Source organism: Allocoleopsis franciscana PCC 7113, from assembly GCF_000317515.1.
Taxonomy (GTDB): Bacteria; Cyanobacteriota; Cyanobacteriia; order Cyanobacteriales; family Coleofasciculaceae; genus Allocoleopsis; species Allocoleopsis franciscana.
This window is the reverse complement of sequence record NC_019738.1, coordinates 4,341,061-4,362,816: the sequence shown is the minus strand read 5'-3', so window position 1 is coordinate 4,362,816 and position 21,756 is coordinate 4,341,061. Positions and strand designations below refer to the sequence as shown.

Here is a 21,756-nt window from a genome sequence, read left to right as displayed (position 1 = left end):
CAAGATGCCAGTGTACAGAAAGCCAGCTGCCCTCCGGTTATCGTGAGTTAGCTGGCTTTCTTCTAGGTCGTACTCAGCACGGTTCAGGATTTACTGAGAAACCCCTGGACTTGTCTCAGGGCAGCCGCACCAATATTGAAGAGTGCCCAGCCTGCTGCCAGGAGGATAGGAGACAAAACTATTGCTACACGCCAATCAATGTCCATATTTTTAGCCCTTTGCCTTAACGCTTGAAGTTTTTTGAATTATTCTCATTTTTCCATTTTTAAGCAAATTGGCATAGTTTGCCATAGGACTTGTTGAATTGAACCAGACACAGGAATTGGGCTTGTCAAGTGGGGAGCTGGGGAGCCGGGAAAACAGCCTGCCATCTTTGACTGCAACTTGGTATCAGTCCGTCGATGGATGCACAAACCTTATACACAGTGGTAGTTAGACGTAATGGTGTGTCTTTACCCATCCCCCATCCCCCATCCCCCACCCGCTTAGTCAGGCTTGGCAAACCCTAAATCGGTTCCCTTCCCAGCGTGAACGAGAGCCAGCTTTTCATAACGCCTCGCATGTTCAATCAGTTCCAACGCCTCCGCTTCAGCGATATCGCGTAATCGCTTAGCCGGAACTCCAACCACCAGGGAGAAGGGGGGAACATCCTTACTCACCACCGCACCAGCACCCACAATGCTACCGGTACCCACACGTACACCATCTAGGACGATCGCACCAATGCCAATCAAACTACCGCGTTCAATGTAAGCTGAATGAATCACAGCGCGATGACCAACCGTGACATGGTCTTCAATGATGGTGGGCTTGCCTGGGTCACCGTGTAAAATTGCCCCATCCTGAATATTGGTGCATTCACCAATTTCAATCCGTTCAACATCGGCTCGCACAACGGCACCATACCAAATGCTGACCCCTGGGGCTAGTACGACCTGACCCATGACCACCGCATTCGGGGCGATAAACGCCGCAGGAGACAGGTCAGGAGGTGACCAGAAAGAAGTCGTTAATGAGAATTGGTTATTGAGCTCGTTCACAATCTAGAGTTAATTCAATATGTTTACTCAAAACATCTTCTGAAGCAAACAGATCCCTAGATATAATAAAGCCACAGGGCTAGCACACAAGGGAAAGACGGCTATAGGTATGTAATGATCAATTCAAGCTTGCAGTACCCCATATTTGGTCCAGAGATTCAGTGTCCTCACTGCCGTCAGATGATTCCGGCATTGACCCTGACCGATACTTATCTGTGTCCGCGTCATGGTGCCTTCGAGGCAGACCCAAAAACTGGGGAATTGATTCATTTACAATCCGGGCGTCACTGGCGTCAGTGGAATGATGAGTGGTATCGGCAACACACGCATCCGGATGGAATTCGCTTTGAAATTCACGAAGCGCTAGACCGGCTCTACACTCAAGGATACCGAGCGACGCGGGTGATTATTGCCAGTCGTTATAAAGAGTTAGTAAGTGCTTACCTGGAGCGTAGCACACCGTGGCGATCGCCTTCAGAACCCGCTAAACCTAGACTGTACGGCTTGCCAGTAGAATTTAGCCCCGAACCGGAACAAGAACCTTGCTGGGAAGTGATCAATTTTGATTTGGAAAAAGAACCAGGGATACCCGTGCGCTATCCTTACTTCCGAATTTTTGAATAGACACGACTCTTTTAGATTTTAGATTGGAGGTTGAGTCACTCAATCCAAAATCCGATGCACCACGCTTCAATTCGCACAGCAGACATTCATCGCGCGATCGCATTTTACGAACAACTGGGATTTGCCGTCTGTGAACGCTTCACAGCCGGTATCACTCTCGCTTGCTGGATGGAGGGATTAGGAGGACGGATTGAACTGATTCAGATTCCCGAACCCCGTCCTGCGCCCGACGCCTTTGGGGACGAACATTATGTTGGGTATTACCATTTGTCTTTCGATCTCACCGATACGGTAACGAATCTCCCAACTTGGTTGAGCAACTTACAACAAGGCTTTGCCGAAGCATCAAGCAAAAACCCGGAAGCGTTGCAACCGTTGAAAATTCTTTTGGAACCGACTCAACAGATGATCGGTTCACGAGTTTACGAAGTGGCTTTTATTGCCGACAGTGATGGTCTACCGCTAGAATTTCTCCGAGTCCTGAGCAATCAATAAGCCCCATACCTCAATAAATTAGCTGGATTTGCTGTTAACTGTTCACGAAGGATGGAACGAGTTAAGGGTCGGCTGGGCAAGTTCGGCTATGGTGCGATCGCCTAGAGGGTGATAGATAACTTTACCCAATTCTCATCAAAAGCTCAACTCACACGATGTGTTTCTTGGGACTTTTATAGATTTGAGAATTCTGCAAGATATTCGTTAAAAACCGAGAACTTGGCTGTTATAGGGAAGATAATACGGTTTCTGCTCCAAGAAACTCATTGAGTTTTGCTCTTGAAACCCAATACATAGAGCATTATTCTTAAATTCTCTGTCCCGATTCGTAGTCTGCGACAAGCAAACTAATTTTAATCTCCCCTTCCTTGTCTCTGATTCGCTCAACAAAACCTATGTATTTCCGGTCTAATGCTCGTCGCCGCAGTCTTCTCATTTTGCTTTTCAGTCTCTGCTTGAGTGCAGTGGTATTCACGACGAAAGCCACTTCAGCTCCCTCAGAGGTTTTAGTGTCCCAGCGCCCAACAACATCACCTTCAGCTACCAGCACTGAACCTCAAGCCTTTACCCTCACTCAAGATGTTCGTAAAACAGTCCTGGACAATGGCATGACTGTTCTCACCAAGGAAGTCCATACAGCACCCGTAGTCACAGTACAGGTATGGTACAAAATTGGTTCTCGGAACGAAGCGCCTGGAGTCAATGGAATTGCCCATCAATTAGAACACATGATGTTCAAAGGCACCAAAGAGCGTCCCATTCAATTTGGTCGTCTTTTCAGTGCCTTAGGCAGTGCCTCCAACGCCTTCACCAGCTACGATCAGACGGCTTACTTCGGCACTGTCGAGCGGGAAAAACTCAAAGCCTTGTTGGTGCTCGAATCAGACCGGATGCAGAACTCCCTGATTGAACCGCAGCAACTCGAAAAAGAAAAGCGTGTCGTCATTTCTGAGTTGCAGGGGTACGAAAACAGCCCTAGCTACCGTCTCAGCCGCGCCGTGATGCGTGCGGCGTTTCCGAACCAACCTTACGGTTTACCGGTTGGGGGTACCAAGGCAGATGTACAGAAATTTACCGTTGAACAGGTACGGGACTACTACCGTAAGTACTACAACCCTGCGAATGCCACGTTAATTATCGTAGGCGATTTCCAAACAGAACCAACCCTGGCAGCCGTTCAAGAGACTTTTGGCAAAGTCCCAGGAAACTCATCAGCCACTCTAGATCAGAAAACTTCTGTTTCTCCCATCCAAAAACCAAAATCCAACAGCCAAAATCCAATTGTCCTGCGAGAAGCGGGTAGCGCCAGTTTCCTGCAACAAGTGTATCCGTTACCCGCCGCCAATCATCCAGATGTACCCGCGCTGGATGTGATGGACTATATCTTGACAGGTGGACGCAATTCTCGCCTAACCCAAGCTTTGGTAGAATCCGGCATTGCTAGCGATTTGTCAGGAGGTGCGGCTAACTTGATTGGAGCAGGCTGGTATGAGCTGATGGCTACCGCTGCTCCCGGTCAAAAGCTAGAAAAAATTGACCAAGTTTTGGCTTCAGAGTTAGCTCAGTTGAGGGACAAGGGCGTTACCGAGGAGGAACTGAAGCGAGCCAAAACCCAACTCACTGCCAAGGTCATTTTAGAGAACCGCGATATCACCAGCCAAGCGATGCAACTGGGGTATGACGAACTATCGGGGGGTGATTATCGTTATACAGACCGCTATCTGACCGCTGTTCAGAAAGTGAGTGCTGCCCAGGTGCAGCGCGTGGCTCAAACTTACTTGACGCCGGAAAATAGAACCGTGGGCTTTTTTGAACCGACTCAACTGGATGAGCAGGCTAATCAAGGATCGGCGGATGCGGGGAAAACCAGTGAAAACTTCAGCGATGGCTCTCCTGTAGACCCGGCTGAGGTGGCGAAATACCTACCTCCGGTAGACTCATCAGCGACACCAACAACTCAGGCGTTACCGGAAGAGATACGGTTAACCAATGGGATGCGAGTGTTGCTGTTACCCGATCGCAGTACACCAACGGTGACTCTAAGTGGCTATATGCGTGCGGGTACAGAGTTTGATGATCAAGCGAAAGCGGGTTTGGCAAGCCTAACCGCCGATAATTTGATGAATGGGACAAAATCGCGAGATGCCTTGGAGATTGCCAAAGTCTTGGAAGAGCGAGGCGCGAGTTTGGGCTTTGGGGCGAACCGAGAAGGGGTGAATATTGAGGGAAACAGTTTAGCCGCCGATTTACCCATCTTGATTCAAAGCTTTGCGGATGTGGTGCAAAATGCAACATTTCCCTCCGAGCAATTGGAATTGACCCGCCAACAAATGCTAACGGAGCTGAAGGTTAAGCTAGATACGCCATCACAAGTAGCCATTCGCACATTCCAACAGACCGTTTACCCAGAGAATCATCCTTTCCACGCTTTTCCCACCGAGGAGAGCTTGAAGGGGATTACTCGTGAGGATGTGGTGGATTTTTATCAGAAGCACTATCGCCCAGATACGACAGTATTGAGCCTCGTGGGTAACTTTGACCCAGCCAAAGTGCGATCGCTGCTGGAAAGCCAACTCTCTTCTTGGCAAGATAGCGGTCAATCCCCCGTTGCCAATTATCCACAAGTACCCCTACCCAAAACCAAGGTGGAACTGAACCCCGTGCTACCAGGGAAGACTCAGTCAGTCACCTTGTTGGGTTATCGAGGAATTGACCGACAAGACCCGCGTTACTATGCCGCCTTGGTGTTGAATCAGATTGTAGGGGGCGATACTTTATCGAGTCGATTGGGTACAGAAATTCGCGATCGCCAAGGGCTAACTTACGGGATTTACAGCTACTTCCAAGCCGGACTCCATCAAGGCCCCTTTTTGATTCAAATGCAAACCGCTCCCGAAGACGCCCAAAAAGCGATCGCCAGTACCATCACGCTGCTCCAACAAATCCAAGAAAAAGGTGTTACCCCTAGTGAAGTTGCCACAGCCAAACGTTCGATTGCCAGCGAGTATCCAGTAGGTCTTGCCGATCCAAGCAGTTTAGCGCAGACAATTTTAAATAACGAAGTATATGGTTTAGGGTCATCAGAACTTCGCAACTTCGTCAGTAAAATCGAAGCCGTTACGGTAGAGCAAGTCAATCAGGCAGCTAAAGACTTACTTCATCCAGCCAATCTAGTGGTGGTAACTGCCGGCCCTTCAGTGTCAGCCTCCAAAAACTAGTGCAAGACGGTGACAGTTTCCCACCAGGTAAAAAGAGGGGGAGACTGGGGAAGCGAGCTCTATTACTGCAATTGGAGTGTAAAAACTCTGCGCCCCTCTGCGTAACCCTTTGCGGCCTCTGCGTTAAAAAAAATCTACTATTCCAACGCCAACCGTTCAATATCACTGATGCCCAACCCCCCTACAATCTTGGAAAGAATTGATTTTTAGATGATGCTCCAGTTTGCTGTCTCCATCAGTAACTATTTCCGCCGCCAATACCTCAGTCGATATTTCTCGATACTCCTAAGCGTCATTCTCGGTTGGGGAGTTCTCTCCACACCGCTAGCCCTTGCCGCACCCCAGGTTACAGAAGTTAAAGTTAGCTTAGGCAACAGTGCAAACGAGTTAAAATTTTTCCCGAATAACTTGCAGTTTGTCGTCGGTCAGCGTTACAAACTCATACTCGATAATCCTAGCCCCCAAAAACACTACTTCACCGCTAAAGACTTTGCCGATAGTAGCTGGACTCAAAAAGTTGAAGCCGGCAAAGTTGAAATTAAAGGGGCAATTCACGAACTGGAACTAAAACCCGGAGGGGAAGCTGAGTGGGTATTTGTCCCCATGAAACCGGGACAATATTCCTTGCGTTGCCCCATCCCCGGACATACAGAAGCTGGGATGACTGGGTTGATAACCATTTCCGCCCAGTAAGGCATCACCCCGCCCGGTTGATGTGCTAGTTCAATCCGTCCTCGCTTCATACACAGAGGCAAAGGGGTTGGATTGCAGCAATGTTAAGCTACCTTAAAAGATAGAAGCCACCTAAGTTCACACCTCAGCCATCTTTCAGTCGCATGAAGAAAATTTTTAGCAATTTGCTGTTCAAATCTTCCACCCCTCCCACCCCTAAGAAAAAACGCCGGGGTATAGAAATCAAGTCTGATCATGAAATTGAAATCATGCGACAGGCCGCTAAAATTGTGGCAACGGTACTCCAAGAAATTTCTCAGAGGGTGGAACCGGGAATGACCACCGCTGATTTGGATGCCTATGCGGAAAAGCGCATCCGAGAAATGGGGGCAACACCGAGCTTCAAAGGATATCATGGGTTTCCGGCTTCTATCTGCTCCAGTATTAACAACGAAGTGGTACATGGTATTCCCAATCGCAAGAAGGTCATTCATACCGGAGATGTCCTGAAAGTAGACACGGGTGCTTACTACCAAGGCTTTCATGGTGACTCTTGCATTACCCTAGCGATTGGTGAAGTCACGCCCGAAGCGGCTCAATTAATTCGGGTGGCAGAAGAAACGCTTTATAAGGGAATTGAACAAGTTAAAGCTGGAGCTTACTTACTCGACATTGCAGGGGCGATTGAAGACCATGTGAAAGCTCATGGATTTAATGTAGTAGAAGACTTTACCGGTCACGGCGTCGGGCGAAATCTACACGAAGAGCCTGCCGTCTTTAATTACCGTACCCGTGAACTACCGAATGTTAAGCTCAAAGCGGGAATGACGTTAGCAATTGAGCCGATTTTAAATGCTGGCTCCAAGTTCACCCGCATTTTATCTGACCGTTGGACAGCCGTCACCCTGGACAATTCTCTGTCTGCTCAGTTTGAGCATACGGTCTTAGTGACCGAGGATGGCTACGAAATCTTAACGGATCGAACGAAAATCTAGGTCATACTAGAAGTAATAGGATGTGTCCAGAGGCACTGAGCCAATTGAGTCGCTGGGGAAATTAGGCTTTTTGTGATTGGGTTTATGTGTGTACAAAGCGTAGTGACCCTTTGTCTGTTCAATACAATCCAATCACCGAGCAATTGGCTATTGGCTAAAAAGGTGGCGAATTCTGAAGCTACCAAAGAAAAAGCCTCCAACCTTGGGGTCGGAGGGAGAATTACAGGGTGCATCTACCATTTCACTATTCCTGGGTTGTTACCACTATCCGGAGCAATGGATGGAATTGGATGAGATTTCTTGACTTCAGTGAACTCTTAACTGTGGTGAGCTCTTATAGCTGTCACCATAAAGGTTAGGACAGATTGAAGGGCTGAAACGACCACGTACGAGTCATAAACCTTCTGCCTTCTGCCTTCTGCCTTTTGCCTTTTGCTATATAGGGCTTGCTGAATAAGTCGGCGAAAAACAACCGATGGATTAATCAGTTATTTAATCCTGGAATAATAATGAGCTTTTGTTGTTGTTAATTCCCACAAGCATAAGCCGAATTAATAGTTATCGAGAAAAAAGGCGTGATGTTGTGTATTGCACAAAAAAAGACAAAAAAACTGCCGTAGCAGGGTGGAAAGATTCATGACTAAAAAAGTGATAGCAATAGCCGTTTGAGAAGTATGAGGCAGTTTAGCCATGACGCGATTCAAGCTAAATCTTCGCTTTGAGATGCCAAATTTTCCTTCAATAGCATTGCGAACCTTCTCGTCGTCTAAGGCTTGTTTCTTTTTGTCTGAGCTGACATTAGCTGGAGGTCTGCCTAAGGGGGGGCCACTTATTCTAATCCCTCTTTCTTTACAGAATGCTCGATTCTCGCGATTTCGATAAATTCTATCTACATGTACTGATTCGGGATAGACTCCTGTGTGCTGTTTAAATGCTTCTATTTGGGCTTTTAAGTCTCCGGCTTCATTAAAGTTATCCCAGCTTATACGGTCTAAAAAGACATATCCATCTCTGACGCTTGCTGCTAGTTTAGCTCCAAATTCTACAGGTTTTCCGGCTTTTCCTCTCACAATTGGACGGATATGGGGCTGACTTAAACTGACTATTCTGTCGTCAATTCTCTGGGCTTTATTCTCATACATCCATTGCTGTTGACGGTAAACTTCCGCCACCACCAGCAAGCTCTTATATTGAGAGATGCTCAAACCCTCAAGTGCTTCTCCTGTCTGAAGGAGCTGGTCAATGTGTGATAAATTTCTTTTTATATATTTCAGTTGTTTTTTTATAGCTTTTCTTCTCTCTTTTCTTGACGATCTCCGTTTTTTGGCGACTTTCAAGTAATCTTTCCGAGCGAGGTTTCTATAAGTTTTTGGCTTTTTCTTTAGTCTCCCTTTTAGGGGCTTATAGAGAGTATCTATTATCTTTTCCGTTTTGACTCTGGCTTGATTTAATAGACCCAAGTCATTGGGATAGCTGATATCTCCTGGCGCACAGGTAGCATCCAGAATTAATTTCCCTTGATTCGGGCTTTCTCTTGTTTCTTGCCTTTCTGAGAGTGAGCTTTTTTTTTAGATTCCTCCTCTGTTTCTTCCTGAATCTTCTTTACCATTCTTTGATTTATTTGATTTACTAAATCAACATTTATCCTTTCTCTAAATCTTACCAAAAGTGAGGCATCATAAGGGGCTTCGTTGCTGTAATGCTTTCTCCCTATAAAGTATTGTAAGTAAGGGTTTTCTTTTATTTGTTCTACTGTTTCCCGATCGCTTATTCCTAATCTTTCTTTGATTATTAATGAACCCAATGCCATCCGAAATGGCAGCGCAGGTGCCCCCATATCAATAGAAAAAATTTTGGCGTATTCCTCTTCAAATTCATCCCAGGGTATCAGATTTGCCATGATTACCCAACGGTTATCTTGTGATAACTTTCCCTCAAAGGGCAGCTCAAAGTTTTCCGGTGGGGTCGGGCTTGAGGAAGCTTTTCTGTACATTTTCCCTGCTCTTGGTACAAGGATTTTGTGGGATTCTACCAGATTTCCTGGGAGCTGAACAACTTTCAAGACCGCTCAAACTATTTATAGCTAAGGGTTTCCGGTTTTTACAGCAAACCCTATATAAGATCAGCTCAGTCGAAAGGTATAAGCTGTGACCTATTCAAATTGCATACACTGGACGGTCAAGATGAGCATCCGACAAGAGTTTCAAAAATTTGCTCATGCCAAATTGAAAGCTTGTTACCTTAGTTCCTATTCTGACAAGAGAATTTTGAAGACTCTGCTAAGAATGGGTACAGGACGGATTTAGCAGCCTAGAATTGTTCAAGGGATGCATCGGATGTAGTATCACGCTAGACGACGATTGTGTCTATACCTCTAGATAGAAGACGGGCGGAGTTTGTCACGGCTTCTATGGCAAGGGTGCAGTCAACAAGTTCAGTGGGTCGAACGGATTTCGGTTCGTGCCTCTTGCATCCTGTTGCTCCTGCTGATTGCAGTTACAACCCGATAATCCTTGCCTTAGTGTAAAGACAACAAGACGAATGCCAAGATGGGTTTGTCCATAAGTCGTCAGAGCAAGAGGAATCAGACGCTGACATGGCGTTTCTGCCGCAAGACCCAGCTCTAGCTGCTTTGCAGCAGAGCCAATGCTTCACGCCCTTGCCGCGAAGCGGGACGTGATGACCTACGGCACTAGCTATTTTGGTAGCAGTTCCTATGGGAGCAAGCGGATTCCTTTGCCGAAAACGAACCTGATCACAGTATCCGTTGGGAAGCGCACAATCTGTATATTCTTCCAGAAGAGGGAAGTAGTGCGCTGTTAATAATGGGTAGTGGGTACTAGTAGAGGAAAAGGATTTTTCTGCTCTACCAGAAGCCCCAAAATCCACGCCAAGGGAGTCGATTTACTGTGCAACCAACCGAGGTAGCAGGACTATGTTAAAAGTCGCTCTCATCCATTACGCTAATGCAACAGGGAGGAACCATGTGTGAACTGTTACGAGCTGTTCTTGATGGTGACGAGAAGGCCGATTTGCGCCAGTTACTGGATCAGTTACGCGCCAATCATCGAGATCAGTACTTCCTGAAAAACCAAATTTTACAAGCTTTTGAAGACTACTGCAACAATTACCAAAAACCAGCTTACTTTTCCCGCACTTCTGCTCTTGGCGAACTCATCCATTATACCCATGAAATTATTCTGGAAAAGGAGAGCGTCTGGTTTATTGTCCGGCCTAAAATCGCTTCTCAAGATATCTGTCGGCTGCCGACGGACTTAAGCCGCGTTGAGTCGATGCCAGTGGAGGCGTGGCTAAACTTACAAGACCGCTTTATATCCAATAAAACAACTGGGTTATCAGACTCTCCGAATGGACATGAAGGGACTGTCGCTACCAGTAACGTACTCGAAATTGATGTTCGTCCCTTTTACGAGTCTTTCCCCACGATTCGCGACCCTAGAAATATTGGTAAAGGGATAGAGTTTCTTCACCGTTACCTATCAAGCCAGCTATTTGCCAATACAAAATCAGGGCGAGATAACGTTCCTTCCCAGCAGTGGTTAGAGGCGTTCCTTGACATACTACAGCGTTCAGAGTATGAAGGAACACCGTTGATGATTAACGAGCGGATTCACTCAACCACTGAGTTGTCTCAACAAGTCAAACGAGCCTTAACCTTTGTGGGGGAACGTCCAGCAGACGAACCCTACGAGCAGTTTCGCGCCAAACTCCAAGTGTTGGGCTTTGAACCCGGATGGGGTAACACCGCCGGTCGGGTGCGGGAAACCTTGGAATTGCTCGATCGCCTGATTGATTCGCCGGATCATGGCGTATTAGATGCCTTCATTTCTCACATTCCCCTCGTCTTCCGCATTGTCCTGGTTGCCATCCACGGTTGGGTGAATCAAGAAGATACCTTAGGTCGTCCTCTAACCGCTAGTCAAGTGGTTTACGTCCTCAATCAAGCTCGGAGTTTAGAAAAGCAGCTCCAAGAAGATATTAAGTTAGCTGGGCTGGATGTAGTAGGTGTTCAGCCAAAAGTGATTGTCCTCACACGTCTGATTCCCAATAGTGAAGGAACGAAATCACACGAACGCCTGGAGAAAATTCATGGTACCGAAAATGCCTGGATTTTGCGAGTTCCCTTCCCCGAAGGTAATCCAAATGTGACTCAAAACCGAATTTCTCGGTTTGAGATTTGGCCTTACCTGGAGTCCTTTGCCCAGGAGGCTGAAAAAGAACTTCTGGCAGAATTTAAGGGGCGTCCCAACTTAATCGTTGGTAATTATTCCGATGGCAATTTGGTTGCATTTCTCTTAGCCAGACGTTTCAAAGTTACCCAGTGCAGCATTGGGCACGTCCTGGAAAAACCGAGATATCTTTTTAGTAATCTTTACTGGAAAGACCTGGAGGAGCAGTATCATTTCTCCCTGCAATTCACCGCTGACTTGATTGGGATGAATGGTGCTGATTTCATCATTACCAGTACGTATCAAGAAATTGTGGGGACACCCGAACAGTGGGGACAGTATGAGTCTTACAAGTACTTCACAATGCCCGATCTCTATCATGTAGTTGATGGCATTGATTTGTTCAGCCCTAAATTTAATGTAGTGCCGCCTGGGGTGAATGAACGTGTTTTCTTCCCCCATACCCAAAGTTCAGATCGAGATTCCAGCAAAACTGAACAGATTAAATCCTTACTTTTCACCCATGAAGATTCACAAATCATGGGTTACCTGGACGACACCAGTAAGCGACCCATCTTAGCTCTGGCTTCCCTCTACCCCAGCAAAAACCTCACGGGTTTGGTGGAATGTTTTGGTCAAAGCCCAGACTTACAGGAGCGCTGCAACCTGATAGTCGTGACAGGTAAAGTACGTCCGGAGGAGGCGAAAGACTCAGAAGAAAGAGGTGAAATTGAGAAGTTCCAGCAGCTTATCGACCAATACAATCTCCACGGTAAAGTACGCTGGTTAGGACTGCGCTTTACCACACCCGATAGTGGTGAAGTCTACCGTGCGATCGCGGATTGTGGCGGAATTTTTGTCCACCCAGCTCGCTTTGAAGCCTTCGGCTTGTCAATTTTGGAAGCGATGGCTTCGGGTTTACCCACTTTTGCGACTCAATTTGGTGGCCCGTTGGAAATCATTCAGGACGGAGAATGTGGTTTTCATATCAACTCGACTGACCTAGCAGGAATGGCGGAAAAACTTCTGCAATTTATTTCTCGATGTGACCAAGAACCCAACTACTGGAATGAAATTTCTCAACGTTCCATTAAGCGAGTTCACGACAAATACACCTGGAAAAGCCACACCAAACAACTGCTTGGTTTAGCTAAAATCTACGGCTTTTGGAATTATGCTTCTGTTGAAAATCGGGAAGCACTCCTTCGCTATATGGAAGCCTTGTTTTATCTCTGCTACAAGCCGAGAGCTGAGCAATTGTTACAAAAACACATGCAACAGTAGGAGGTATTAATTTTGGAGTTTTGATTTTGGATTTTGGAGGAATCGATGACAAATCAATCAGGGTGCTTGAAGTAAAGTTGGCTAACTAAACAATCGAAAATGTACGCTATCGTGTACTGCTCACGGTACGGCAACGGGTATCTAACCTTCAAAGGTTAGGGGTCAACTCATAAGTCAGGACAGCAATTAGCAAAGCACAAAGGACAACGGATAAATGACTAAGCACAAAGAACAAAATTGCCATAATACTTATACTGACTGGGCTGTGATTGAAACCCAGTTTGACCCGACTCAGTTGCATTATAAGGAAACGGTTTTCACTGTAGGAAACGGTTACCTCGGTACGCGGGGCAGCTTTGAGGAAGGCTATCTAGGTGCGATGGGAGCTACCTTGATTCACGGCGTCTACGATGATGTTCCAGTTGTCCATACTGAACTGGCGAACTGCCCGGATTGGTTGCCGTTGGTGGTCATCATCAATGGCGATCGCTTCCGCCTCGATCAGGGCGAGATTCTCAGCTATAGGCGTCAACTTGATGTGCGGCGAGGTGTATTGAGCCGAGATGTGCGCTGGCGTAGTGAATCGGGTTACACGGTAGACATCCATCTCGAACGCTTTGCCAGCTTAGTCGATCAGCATGTATTGGCGCTGCGTTGTCAGGTAACCGCCCTAAATTTTGAGGGCAAGGTCGAGATTCAAGCGAGCATCAACGGTTATCCCGACAATCAGGGTGTAATGCACTGGGAATGGCTCAACCAGGGCGATGTCACTACAGACGAGGGCGCTCACGCCGCTTGGATACATCTTCGCACCCGAAACACGGGTATTGAGTTGGGGATGGCGACTCGCGTCACAGTATCGGATGCAAATGCCTCCGTGCGCGTCAGTGGGTGCCAGGGTTATCCAAGTTTGGCGGCGACATTCCCCGTTCAGTCTGGACAGACAGTGACATTAGAGAAGCTGGTAACTGTCTTTACCTCACGGGAAGAGAAGGCTCCTGCCCAGGCAGCGGTAGACAAGATTAAACAACAACCCAACTATGCAACCTTGCTGTCTGCTCAGGAAGCGGCTTGGGAAGAGGTATGGCAATCCAGCGATGTGGTGATTGAGGGGGATATCAAAGCTCAACTCGCGATTCGTTATAACCTGTTCCAGTTGCTGATCAGTGCACCGCGTCATGATGATACGGTGAGCATCCCAGCTAAAACCCTTTCTGGTTTTGCCTATCGCGGTCACGTTTTTTGGGATACGGAAATCTTTATCCAGCCTTTCCTGATTTTCACCCAACCCGATTTAGCTCGCAATTTGCTGACCTATCGCTACCATACCCTGAACGGAGCGCGGCGCAAGGCGAAAGATTCGGGTTACAAGGGGGCGATGTTTGCCTGGGAAAGTGCCGGGACGGGAGATGAGGTGACTCCTCGTTGGGTGCCACCCGCCGATGACAGTGAGGAATTGGTACGCATTTGGTGTGGCGATCGCGAACTTCATATTAATACAGATGTGGCCTATGCGGTCTGGCAGTACTGGCAGGCAACCGGTGATGATGCTTGGATGCGTGACTACGGTGCCGAGCTCGTTTTGGACACTGCCGTTTATTGGGGAAGCCGCGTGGAGTGGAACCCCAAGCAGGAGCATTATGAGATTCGTGAGGTGATTGGTACGGATGAGTACCACGAACACGTAAGTAACAACACCTTCACTAACCGGATGGTGCAATGGCATCTGGAGAAGGCGCTAGTTGTCCTGGATTGGCTGCACAAGCAATATCCTGAGCAAGCCGCAACCCTGGAAGGAAAACTCTTAGTCACTCTAGAGCGACAAGCGCGTTGGCGTGACATTATCAGTAATATCTGGATTCCCTACGACCCGGAAACTGGCATCATTGAGCAGTGTGAGGGATTTTTCAAGCTCGAAGATATCAACCTCGCTGATTATGAACCCAGAACGAAATCGATGCAGACTATCCTAGGTATCGAAGGAGCCAGCAAGCGACAGGTACTCAAGCAGCCGGATGTGTTGATGCTGCTTTATTTGCTGCGTGAAACTCCTGGTATCTTCTCAGATCTCCGGACACTGCAAGCCAATTGGGACTATTATGCACCCCGCACAGATATTACCTATGGTTCATCCCTGGGGCCAGCGATTCATGCTGCTTTAGCTTCCTACCTGAATCAACCGGAAGAAGCTTATGAGCGTTTCATGCAGGCCGCTTTGGTGGATTTGGAAGACACACGGCGCAATGCCAAAGAGGGGATTCACGCCGCATCAGCGGGTGGGGTATGGCAAGCTTTGGTCTTTGGGTTTGCGGGTATCCGTATTAATGATACCTATCCCCAAGCTAAGCCACATCTGCCTAAAGGCTGGACACGCTTGAAGTTTAAGTTACAGTGGCGCGGAGAGTGGTACGAGTTCGATCTGCGTTCAGAAGAAGTAAAAGAGGAATTAGGACAGATGGAAGACAATACGAATGGGAAATCTGCCGAGCACAAGCCGGAGATTCAGGGAGTGATTTTTGACCTGGATGGTGTACTCACAGAGACAGCGGAATACCACTACCGGGGTTGGCAGCGCTTAGCGGATGAAGAGGGTATTCCTTTTAATCGCGAGGCTAACGAGGCAATGCGAGGTTTGTCACGTCGGGATTCACTCCTTCTGATGCTGAATGGGCAATCGCGCACAGAAGAACAACTCGAAGAGATGATGGAGCGCAAGAACCGCTACTATCTGGAATTCATCAAGGATGTGAGTCCGGCTGATTTACTGCCGGGAGCAGTTGAGTTACTCGACGAACTGCGTGCGGCGGGGATTAAAGTGGGGATTGGTTCAGCCAGCAAAAATGCTCAAGAAGTGATTCAACGCTTGGGAATTAGCGATCGCGTCGATACGATTTCGGATGGCTACAGTGTCACGCGCTCTAAGCCAGCACCGGATTTGTTCTTACACGCGGCGGAACAATTGGGGCTTGCACCAGAGCATTGCGTGGTGGTGGAAGATGCGGCTTCCGGTGTGGAGGCAGCCTTGGCGGCTGGGATGTTGGCAGTGGGACTTGGCCCGGTTGAGCGGGTTGGTGTGGCTCATGTTGTCTTGCCTAGTTTGGAAGGAGTACAGTGGGCAGATTTACTGGCTAAATTGAGCCATGTTGAGCGCTCTGTTCATGTGCAAGTGAGATAACTCACCTCTGGCACCACCCCCCTATCCTCCTCACTAAAGCTCCGGCTTATTAAGGGGGGAATTTAGCTCCTCCCCTTACCAACCGGAGCTAAGCGTGAACAGAGGGTTGGGGAGGGGTAAAAAGCTTGGGGCAAGATCTGACAGAACGGATATTCAGATGGATTGAATTTTGACATGAAGGGCAGGCGAGACGCCTGCCTTTTTTATTAGGAGGCGCAAATAAAAACCCCCCAAAAATAAACTTTCCGGGGGGGCATTACAGGGTGCATCTACCACTTCTTTATTACTGGCGATATCGTATGTATCCGGAAAAGGTTGGGGAAATTTCGTGGTTAACTTGGCTGATACGTGGTTTCCCAGGGGGACTAATGCGATCGCTCTGTTTGGTGCTGCCCCCTTGGGGCGATCGCACTTTCACCGAATCAAAAACGCGATCGCTGTCCCTGACTGGCATATTACTGACATCTGTCTTAAAAGGCAGAAGGCAGAAGGCAAAAGGTAAGGGAGTTGCAAATTTTATAGATCGATCGTCAGGATTTTTTTCTGGCTTTTTTTGTCGCTCAACACGACTGTATTGTAGGGCGATGTATCCGTTCCCAGCGGAATTGGCAGCCTAAAATTGGGGTTTTTATGATCGAGTTCGCCTAAATCAATGCTTTTCTTTATATCGCCATCTGTTGCCAGATAAGCGGTAAGTTCGCCTTTATAATCTTCAATTAAAAAGTCTCTAAAGGCAATGGCTTCCCCACCCTCAGGATCTATACCAAGGATGACCGTACCGCTGAAAGTTGCGCCAATTCGTTCTTCATCAACCGTTGCCATTATGATTTCCGAGGGGTCTTGACCGGACATATCTGCCATAAACTTTTTCTAAAGCGAATTCTCAACAATTGATTAGGATTTTACAAGAGCGCTATGGGCGAGCGCAAAACTCTCAAGACGTATTTCTGCATCGGTCTTGCAAATGTATAGCCAAGTTACTTCGGGTTTAACGCAAAGATTGGAAGATTGAGTAGGGATGAGTAGATGCTGAAAGTGATAGCGTTGCGAGTAGAGCTCTCACCCGATCGCTTATCCCATTCCTCACCACTGTCCTCTGCCATCTCTCATCTATAGAGGATACTCTATGTACGCAGTAGTTTGACCGACATTGGAGCTATGCCCGCACTCCCCCTTCTTTAAGAAACGGTACTGTGTGTGTTAAATCTTCGTTTGAAAGTCACGCCCATCAGCCTTTTAGGGGGGAGTCAATAAAGTGGGGTGGAATGTGGCAGTTTACACTGAATAGCCATCTCAACCCAACCCAGAAGTGCAAAATTAAGCATTCCATTAACATAAATTTGCTAATTTTACTTAATCGCGTGGCAATTATTGAACTGTCTACCCAAGATTTTCACACAACAACTGCCGACTCAGTGACTGAAAGGCTTTAGAACGACACCCACATCGGTAAAACAATGACAACGCTGAAACTGCGCCATTGAATCTCCTGCCAAGGTAGACTTCAGCGTAGGGTGAGACAGTGAAAGCCAAGTTTTAGCTATCAAATCCAGCTTCTCACAGGGTTTTACCCCCATGAATCCCTGCAAGTCCCACTCAGGCAGGATTGACCATGAGTACCCAGTTACACAACACGCAGAGGGAGCAGAACCTCCTACCACCCATTACACCCGCAACCATCCAAAGGGTGAGGGAAGGGATAGCGGCATCACGCGATCGCACGGTTCGTCAGTGTATCCAGAACGCCTTTGACAATATCGAAACGATTGCACAGGGAGGTTGCGATCGCCGAGCGAGTGGGTGGCTGCGGCGTTGGGTAATGCGATCGCTCATTCACACTTTTTTCCGGGTGCGGGTTGAACACCCAGAACGGATTCCCCAAGAACCCACCATCCTAGCCGCTAACCATCTCAGCCATATTGACCCATTCCTCATCCTGTCTGAAGTCCCAGCCCATCCCTACTATTACATCCCAGGTGATGCTCGTACTTTGTATAACCGATGGTGGAAGCGCCAAGTCTTAGGGTGGGCTGGAGGTGTCATTCCCTTGGAACGCCGATGGAAAGAAGAGATGGCTGTGATTGAAGCGGCTAAGGCAGGATGCAACGATCTCGCTGACTTGGCGGCGGCAATTGAACAGGATGTGCCAACGGGTGCCGATATACATACTCTACGCTGGATAGACCGTGCGGTTCAGGCTATTTTAGCTCGTGGGGATGGGATGATGATTTTTCCAGAGGGAAAACTGGGAAGTGTTGAGGGACAGTTGCAACTGCCGTTGGCTCGTGGAGTTGCGATCTATGCCCTACGTGCAGGAGTGCCTATTGTGCCAGTAGCGCTGATTGGAACGCAAGACCTCTATTTTCGCAAGGAATTAACCATTCGGTTTGGTGAACCGTTGCGCTTTTCTCAATGCGATCGACCGAAACCGCAGGAAGTAAAAACAGCGTTGGAGGCTTTGCAAGACGCGCTGATGGGGCTTTTGTCTAAAGACTATCAGGAACCGAACGGGTTAAAGCTGTTGCGTTATTTTCTGAATCACTTCTTTTGGTAAGGCTGCTGAGTGGGAAAATTATGTTTTTTTAACGCAGAGGTCGCTGAGGAAGGCGCAGAGGAGCGCAGAGTAATTGAGCCAATTTTCAGTGAATTTCTAGAGAATCGCTGCCATCCCCACCGAGGATGAAAAATTCTCTTACTCCTTCTGCTTTTTGCCTTATGCCCTCTGCCTTATTTTCATAGGAGACCTAATGAATAAAGTTGATTTAGCCTTTACACCAGCTCTCGAACAAGCTCAGCTTATCCGCCAAGGTGAAGTATCGCCGTTGGAGTTAGTTGAAGTTTACTTGGAGCGGATTCAGCGGTTAGATTCTCAACTAGGAAGTTACTTTACGGTAGCCGCAGAGATGGCTCTGACAGAGGCGAAAGCTAAGACGGAGCAGTTAGCACAAACCAAGGATATTTCAGCATTACCGCCTTTTTTTGGCGTACCGATTGCCATTAAAGACCTCAGCGCCGTCGAAGGCATTCGCTGCACCTACGGGTCACCTGTGCTGATGGATAAAATTGCGGCCTATACCGATGGTGTGGTAACGCGAATTAAGCACGCTGGCTTCACGATTCTCGGCAAAACCGCAACTTCGGAACTGGGTTCTTTGCCTTATATTGAGCAACCGGGATTTCCACCCAGTCGCAATCCTTGGAATCTGGAGTATACCGCCGGGGGGTCGAGTGGGGGTTCTGCCGCAGCGGTAGCCGCCGGCTTAACTCCGATTGCCCTAGGCTCTGATGCTGGGGGTTCGATTCGGGGGCCAGCATTCTGTTGTGGATTAGTGGGGATTAAACCCGCACGGGGTCGAGTTTCGTGTGCACCAGTGGGCGATCATCTTAGTGGTATTGCGACGAATGGCCCGATCGCTCGGACGGTTGCCGATGCAGCGGCGTTATTGGATGTGATATCAGGTTATGTAACGGGCGATCCCTACTGGTTACCGAATCCAGAAACCTCGTTTTTAGAGGCCACTCGTCAAGCCCCTAGTCCGTTGCGAATTGCGTTTTCTACCTCAGTACAACCCATCGGTGAAGCCACAGAAATTTGTCAACAAAGCATTCAACAAACGGTGCAATTACTGGAAGGAATGGGACATCGTGTTGAGCAAAGCTGCCCTGATTTTACAGGTTTGATTGAACCGTTTAAGAAAGTTTGGTCGGCAAGCGTTACGGCTGTACGGATTCCAAAAGAAGTACTCAGCCCGATGAATCGATGGATTGCTGAGCAGTCGGGTACTGCTGGAGAGTACTTGCAAGCGGTTCACCAGATGCAAATTGTGGCGCGGCAGATTGTGGCGTTCTTTGAAGTTTTCGATGTCTTGGTACTACCCGTTTATCTGCACCCACAAATTCGGGTGGGCGAGTGGGCGAATTTGAGTCCTGAAGAGACGTTGGAGAAAATTACGGGTTGGATTGCGCCCTGTCCACCCGTTAATGCGAGTGGATTACCTGCAATCGCACTTCCGACTGGGTTCGATAATTCTACAGGGTTACCCGTTGGCGTTCAATTAGTAGGACGCCCTGCTGCTGAAACAACGCTGATTTCCTTAGCCGCCCAGATAGAAGCTGCTAAGCCTTGGAGTCAGCACCGTCCGGCTTTATAGCGTTTCTCAGAGGCGTGAAGTACAGAGCGAATAACCTAACCCCCAACCCCTTCCCACCTCTCCCTAGCCCTCCCCTTAAAGGGGAGGGGAAAGGAAGACTATTTTTAGCTGGAAGGGGGGTAAGAATTCAAAGCCTCTCTCCTTGAAGGAGACCGGAGCTTTAGTGAGGAGTTTGGAGAGAGGTCAGAGTTTACCGCATCCAACCGAGAACCGCTTTATTTAGCGCAAAGTAAATCTACTGTCTATAAGCTCAGTCACTGATTGGGGAATAAATAGCACGAAGAGAATAAAGCTTCATGATGTGATGAAGACTTAATTAAGCCCATTAAAAAGACAGTAATTTTAGTCGGATGAGGAGAAAAATAGGATTAAGCCTGCAACACACTAACCCTGAATTACTTATGCGTATTAAGGTTAATCTTACACATATCCTCATCCTAGCTGTGCTATTTATTTCCTTTGGCGATCGCGTGCTTCCCCAACCGATGAGTAGAGCCAGTATTCAGACTAGAAACAGTGTCAATCAATTGTTCAATCAGATATTTCCTAAAGTGCAACCAGGAAACCCTACTCATTGAAAAGATTTCATTTTTGGTTCCCCCCTTGAGAAAGGGACGGAAAGAAACTCAAAGTCCCCTTTTAAGCCGGAGCGACCGCCGGAGCTTTAGTGAGGACTTTAGTGAGGATGAGGAGATGCGAGGGGGATCTTCTAAGATGAGTTCATCCTAACGAGAGGTTTGAAAACACGCCCTAGGGGGACTCCGCCGAGATTGACGCAACCTGTCCGATCCCCCCAACCTCCTCACTAAAGCTCCGGCTTGATAAGGGGGGCTAAGAAGAAATAGCAGATTACTTTACTACTAATAGCCTTTTTTCGGATACTCCTAGACTTTCTTCAACCAGCTAAACATAGCGCGTAAATCTTTACCCACTTCCTCAATGGGATGTTCAGCTTCTTGACGCCGCATGGAAGTAAATCCCGGTTTACCGGACTGATTTTCTAACACAAATTCACGGGCAAATTGACCCGATTGAATCTCGCTAAGGATTTTACGCATCTCAGCCTTGGTTTGTTCGTTCACAATCCGAGGGCCACGAGTATAATCTCCATATTCAGCGGTATTGGAGATGCTATCGCGCATTTTTGCTAGTCCACCTTCGACCACCAAGTCAACAATCAGCTTGACTTCATGCAGACACTCAAAATACGCTAACTCTGGCTGATATCCGGCGGCGACTAAGGTTTCAAAACCGGCTTTAATTAAGGCACTTAAACCGCCACACAAGACGGCTTGCTCTCCGAATAAATCGGTTTCGGTTTCTTCGCGGAAGGTGGTTTCTAAGATTCCGGCACGGGTACCACCAATCCCTTTAGCGTAGGCCATTGCGCGATCGCGGGCTTGACCAGTAGCATCTTGATACACGGCAAACAGACAAGGAACACCTTCTCCTTGCTCATAGGTGCGCCGTACCAAATGCCCTGGCCCTTTTGGCGCAACCATCACCACATCCACATTGGCTGGGGGGACAACTTGACCAAAGTGAATGTTAAAACCGTGAGCAAAGGCGAGGACTTTTCCTTCGGTTAAATTAGGTGCAATTTCGTTGGTGTAAACGGTTCTTTGTACTTCATCGGGCAGCAAAATCATAATTAGGTCGGCGGCTTTGGCGGCATCAGAAACTGAGTGAACTTTCAACCCAGCTTCTTCAGCTTTCGTGACAGATTTGCTGCCCGGATACAGCCCCACAATCACATTTATGCCACTATCTTTAAGATTGAGGGCGTGGGCGTGACCTTGAGAACCATAGCCGATGATGGCGACTGTTTTATCGGCAAGTAGGTCTAAGTTGGCATCAGCGTCGTAGTACATCCGGGCCATAGAGGCATCTCCTTGAGCAAGCGTTGTGGGTT

The 21,756-nt window shown here is 47.8% G+C and carries 17 protein-coding genes; 11 read left to right on the top strand and 6 right to left on the bottom strand.

The window, feature by feature from the left end:
- Window positions 1–83 precede the first annotated feature (83 nt).
- Window positions 84–206, bottom strand: a complete 123-nt coding sequence (locus MIC7113_RS18110) for a photosystem II protein Y (RefSeq protein WP_015183618.1) — start codon at window positions 204–206, stop codon at window positions 84–86.
- Window positions 207–485: 279 nt separating this feature from the next.
- Window positions 486–1,040 carry a gamma carbonic anhydrase family protein gene (locus MIC7113_RS18105; RefSeq protein ID WP_015183617.1) on the bottom strand — a complete coding sequence of 185 codons (555 nt, stop codon included), beginning with the start codon at window positions 1,038–1,040 and terminating at the stop codon, window positions 486–488.
- A 114-nt stretch (window positions 1,041–1,154) separates the two neighbouring features.
- On the opposite strand from MIC7113_RS18105, the gene MIC7113_RS18100 reads away from it, so the two are divergent.
- From MIC7113_RS18100 to map, 5 genes are all read left to right on the top strand, one after another.
- Complete coding sequence (locus MIC7113_RS18100) at window positions 1,155–1,664, top strand: TIGR02652 family protein (RefSeq protein WP_015183616.1); 510 nt, start codon at window positions 1,155–1,157, stop codon at window positions 1,662–1,664.
- Between the two features lie 54 nt (window positions 1,665–1,718).
- The gene (locus tag MIC7113_RS18095; RefSeq protein ID WP_015183615.1) at window positions 1,719–2,159 is read left to right on the top strand and encodes a VOC family protein; all 441 of its coding nucleotides are present in this window, start codon (window positions 1,719–1,721) and stop codon (window positions 2,157–2,159) included.
- 395 nt (window positions 2,160–2,554) lie between these two features.
- Window positions 2,555–5,377, top strand: a complete 2,823-nt coding sequence (locus tag MIC7113_RS18090) for a M16 family metallopeptidase (RefSeq protein ID WP_015183614.1) — start codon at window positions 2,555–2,557, stop codon at window positions 5,375–5,377.
- Between the two features lie 213 nt (window positions 5,378–5,590).
- Window positions 5,591–6,070, top strand: a complete 480-nt coding sequence (locus MIC7113_RS18085) for a plastocyanin/azurin family copper-binding protein (protein ID WP_015183613.1) — start codon at window positions 5,591–5,593, stop codon at window positions 6,068–6,070.
- Window positions 6,071–6,213: 143 nt separating this feature from the next.
- Window positions 6,214–7,044, top strand: a complete 831-nt coding sequence (gene map / locus MIC7113_RS18080) for a type I methionyl aminopeptidase (RefSeq protein ID WP_015183612.1) — start codon at window positions 6,214–6,216, stop codon at window positions 7,042–7,044.
- Window positions 7,045–7,595: 551 nt separating this feature from the next.
- Here the strand turns inward: map and MIC7113_RS35475 are convergent.
- Window positions 7,596–9,037, bottom strand: a protein-coding gene (locus tag MIC7113_RS35475; RefSeq protein ID WP_390463838.1) for an IS5 family transposase whose coding sequence is annotated in 2 segments (ribosomal slippage) — window positions 7,596–8,603 and window positions 8,606–9,037 — 1,440 coding nt in all. Because the reading frame shifts where the segments join, the coding sequence is not laid out codon by codon here.
- 653 nt (window positions 9,038–9,690) lie between these two features.
- Here MIC7113_RS35475 and MIC7113_RS36565 point away from each other — a divergent pair.
- The 4 genes from MIC7113_RS36565 to MIC7113_RS36560 all read left to right on the top strand — a co-directional run bounded on the left by MIC7113_RS36565 (window position 9,691) and on the right by MIC7113_RS36560 (window position 16,195).
- On the top strand, window positions 9,691–9,867 hold the full coding sequence (locus MIC7113_RS36565; protein WP_155898027.1) for a hypothetical protein: 177 nt from the start codon (window positions 9,691–9,693) through the stop codon (window positions 9,865–9,867).
- 161 nt (window positions 9,868–10,028) lie between these two features.
- The gene (locus tag MIC7113_RS18060) at window positions 10,029–12,518 is read left to right on the top strand and encodes a sucrose synthase (protein ID WP_015183611.1); all 2,490 of its coding nucleotides are present in this window, start codon (window positions 10,029–10,031) and stop codon (window positions 12,516–12,518) included.
- A 214-nt stretch (window positions 12,519–12,732) separates the two neighbouring features.
- Window positions 12,733–15,693, top strand: a complete 2,961-nt coding sequence (pgmB, locus tag MIC7113_RS18055) for a beta-phosphoglucomutase (protein ID WP_015183610.1) — start codon at window positions 12,733–12,735, stop codon at window positions 15,691–15,693.
- A gap of 328 nt (window positions 15,694–16,021) precedes the next feature.
- A complete protein-coding gene (locus tag MIC7113_RS36560) occupies window positions 16,022–16,195 on the top strand; it encodes a hypothetical protein (RefSeq protein ID WP_155898026.1) in 174 nt (57 codons plus the stop codon).
- Between the two features lie 14 nt (window positions 16,196–16,209).
- Here the strand turns inward: MIC7113_RS36560 and MIC7113_RS18050 are convergent, their stop codons facing one another.
- Window positions 16,210–16,554, bottom strand: a complete 345-nt coding sequence (locus tag MIC7113_RS18050; protein ID WP_015183609.1) for a hypothetical protein — start codon at window positions 16,552–16,554, stop codon at window positions 16,210–16,212.
- 751 nt (window positions 16,555–17,305) lie between these two features.
- Between MIC7113_RS18050 and MIC7113_RS18045 the strand changes: the two genes are divergently transcribed.
- Both MIC7113_RS18045 and MIC7113_RS18040 read left to right on the top strand, forming a co-directional pair.
- The gene (locus MIC7113_RS18045) at window positions 17,306–18,247 is read left to right on the top strand and encodes a lysophospholipid acyltransferase family protein (RefSeq protein WP_015183608.1); all 942 of its coding nucleotides are present in this window, start codon (window positions 17,306–17,308) and stop codon (window positions 18,245–18,247) included.
- Window positions 18,248–18,440: 193 nt separating this feature from the next.
- Complete coding sequence (locus MIC7113_RS18040) at window positions 18,441–19,844, top strand: amidase (protein WP_015183607.1); 1,404 nt, start codon at window positions 18,441–18,443, stop codon at window positions 19,842–19,844.
- 446 nt (window positions 19,845–20,290) lie between these two features.
- Here the strand turns inward: MIC7113_RS18040 and MIC7113_RS38675 are convergent, their stop codons facing one another.
- Together MIC7113_RS38675 and ilvC are read right to left on the bottom strand one after the other, a co-directional pair.
- A complete protein-coding gene (locus MIC7113_RS38675; protein ID WP_256374756.1) occupies window positions 20,291–20,419 on the bottom strand; it encodes a hypothetical protein in 129 nt (42 codons plus the stop codon).
- Window positions 20,420–20,728: 309 nt separating this feature from the next.
- Complete coding sequence (gene ilvC / locus MIC7113_RS18035; RefSeq protein WP_015183605.1) at window positions 20,729–21,724, bottom strand: ketol-acid reductoisomerase; 996 nt, start codon at window positions 21,722–21,724, stop codon at window positions 20,729–20,731.
- Between the last annotated feature and the right edge of the window lie 32 nt (window positions 21,725–21,756).

Bases quoted from the DNA above. Each gene is read 5' to 3' on its own strand.
- MIC7113_RS18110 (WP_015183618.1), bottom strand. From the start codon at position 206: ATGGACATTGATTGGCGTGTAGCAATAGTTTTGTCTCCTATCCTCCTG.
- MIC7113_RS18100 (WP_015183616.1), top strand. From the start codon at position 1,155: ATGATCAATTCAAGCTTGCAGTACCCCATATTTGGTCCAGAGATTCAG.
- MIC7113_RS18095 (WP_015183615.1), top strand. From the start codon at position 1,719: ATGCACCACGCTTCAATTCGCACAGCAGACATTCATCGCGCGATCGCA.
- MIC7113_RS18090 (WP_015183614.1), top strand. From the start codon at position 2,555: ATGTATTTCCGGTCTAATGCTCGTCGCCGCAGTCTTCTCATTTTGCTT.
- MIC7113_RS18085 (WP_015183613.1), top strand. From the start codon at position 5,591: ATGCTCCAGTTTGCTGTCTCCATCAGTAACTATTTCCGCCGCCAATAC.
- map (WP_015183612.1), top strand. From the start codon at position 6,214: ATGAAGAAAATTTTTAGCAATTTGCTGTTCAAATCTTCCACCCCTCCC.
- MIC7113_RS36565 (WP_155898027.1), top strand. From the start codon at position 9,691: ATGCTTCACGCCCTTGCCGCGAAGCGGGACGTGATGACCTACGGCACT.
- MIC7113_RS18060 (WP_015183611.1), top strand. From the start codon at position 10,029: ATGTGTGAACTGTTACGAGCTGTTCTTGATGGTGACGAGAAGGCCGAT.
- pgmB (WP_015183610.1), top strand. From the start codon at position 12,733: ATGACTAAGCACAAAGAACAAAATTGCCATAATACTTATACTGACTGG.
- MIC7113_RS18050 (WP_015183609.1), bottom strand. From the start codon at position 16,554: ATGGCAGATATGTCCGGTCAAGACCCCTCGGAAATCATAATGGCAACG.
- MIC7113_RS18045 (WP_015183608.1), top strand. From the start codon at position 17,306: ATGAGTACCCAGTTACACAACACGCAGAGGGAGCAGAACCTCCTACCA.
- MIC7113_RS18040 (WP_015183607.1), top strand. From the start codon at position 18,441: ATGAATAAAGTTGATTTAGCCTTTACACCAGCTCTCGAACAAGCTCAG.
- MIC7113_RS38675 (WP_256374756.1), bottom strand. From the start codon at position 20,419: ATGAGTAGGGTTTCCTGGTTGCACTTTAGGAAATATCTGATTGAACAA.
- ilvC (WP_015183605.1), bottom strand. From the start codon at position 21,724: ATGGCCCGGATGTACTACGACGCTGATGCCAACTTAGACCTACTTGCC.